This window comes from Enterococcus sp. 3G1_DIV0629 (assembly GCF_002141285.1).
GTDB lineage: Bacteria > Bacillota > Bacilli > Lactobacillales > Enterococcaceae > Enterococcus_B > Enterococcus_B lactis.
On the sequence record NZ_NGLI01000004.1, the window covers coordinates 11,679 to 13,409 of the forward strand.

Below are 1,731 nucleotides of genomic sequence, written 5' to 3' on the forward strand. Positions count from 1 at the left end.
CCTCATTCTATTATTTATTGTTGTTATTTATATTTATATATATTTTTTCTTTGTCTTAATATTTCTTATTTAAATAAATATTAAGAGAAAAATGGATTATTAAAGTATCTTTTTTTTAAATAGAGGTATAAAAAAACAGATTTTATTTATTAAACAGTTAAACTATTACAGATAATAGCAAGTTATAAATAACAATATCAAAATGTATACAATAGTAGGTAAATAATCGTTAATCTGTGATTAATACTTACTTTTTTATTTAAATAACTTTTTATTAGGCTTTTAATTACATCATTATTATTTATTTTTGCTATTTATCATAAGTTTTTTGCAGATCAATTATTTTATAAATGAAGAAAAACAAAACATAATTCTAGGATTTCACCTTAATAATCTGTATTTCTGTTTTTTTAATATACTACATAAAAATAAATTATATATGTTATAAAAAAAGGAAATATAACTTCTTTGTTCTTTAAGTTAAAATAATTGTAAACTAGTTTTATATAATATTTATTGCGCACTATTAATATAAATTATGACGTCTAACCTTAAAATGTATTAGAAAGGGTTATACTTATGTACAAGGAACAATTATTAGATAATCAAACAAGAAAAGAATACCTTTTAATTAAATTATTATATTTACACGATTTTAGAGTGGAAAAAAAGTTGGTTTGCGAGAAATTGAATATAAGTTATCCTACAATAAAAAAAATAATTGATAGAATTAATGACTATTTAGAAACGTACTATCCCCAAGAAGATATAGAGTTATTATCTACAAAGCATGACTTAATATTTCATAATAATTCATCAATTCCTGTAGATGATCTAACAAAATTTTACTTTATTCATTCTGAAAAATATATTCTGTTAGACTTACTATTTAAATCTCCTCACATTACTAGAAATAAATTATCCCAAAAAATGAATATAAGTAGTACTACTTTAAACATTATCATTTTGCAATGCAATGAATTACTAAAGGAATTTGAACTCCAAATATCGCAGGGGACAATAAAGGGAAATTTAGTACAATATTTTTACTTTTATTTTTTATTCTATTGGTGGACCAATTCTTCTCCTTTTTCATATAATTCAGAAACACAGTATTTAGATTTTGATCAATTCTTATATGAACAAAATCAAGAAAAACTAGGTCCTATTGAAGAAAAAAAGCTGTTTCTTTGGTTAACATTACTTAAAAATCAGCGGAAAATTGTTAACACGTATAGTATTAGCAGCAATGAAAATATACATGTTAAGGACAATCAATTGTATCATGAGTTAAAATTATTTTTTAAAAAACACTGGAAAATATTTTCTACTGAAGATATAAGCAAAGTATCATATATAACTTTTGCTTTTTTAAATAGTTTTGAAGTATTAGACAGAAAGTTAATAGAATTACATTCTTGCGCAATACAAAATGAACGAACTAGACTTATTTCTAAAATTATTATATTGTTACAATCGGATTTTAACTTAGATAACTCGTACCAATTGACGTATGATGCATTATATTACCTTTTAGGTAGTTTCTTATTTTTTAAGGGAAATATTTATCCTATTGATAAAATTACTCTTGATTTTTATTTAGATAATAATTTTAGTTCATTTGAGAAAGATATAGTACTGAAGATCGTGCAATCGGATACTTTATTTAAGAAGTATTTAAGTACAGAAAATGGTAAATATTTCCAATATGTTCTTTACACTCTTGTAAGT

At 22.2% G+C, this 1,731-nt stretch carries 1 protein-coding gene; it reads left to right on the forward strand.

Annotated features, from left to right (window positions below; genetic code table 11):
- Positions 1-579: 579 nt before the first annotated feature.
- Positions 580-1,731, forward strand: a 1,152-nt coding sequence (locus A5816_RS14275) for a helix-turn-helix domain-containing protein (RefSeq protein ID WP_086311575.1), incomplete at its 3' end; no start/stop codon positions are given.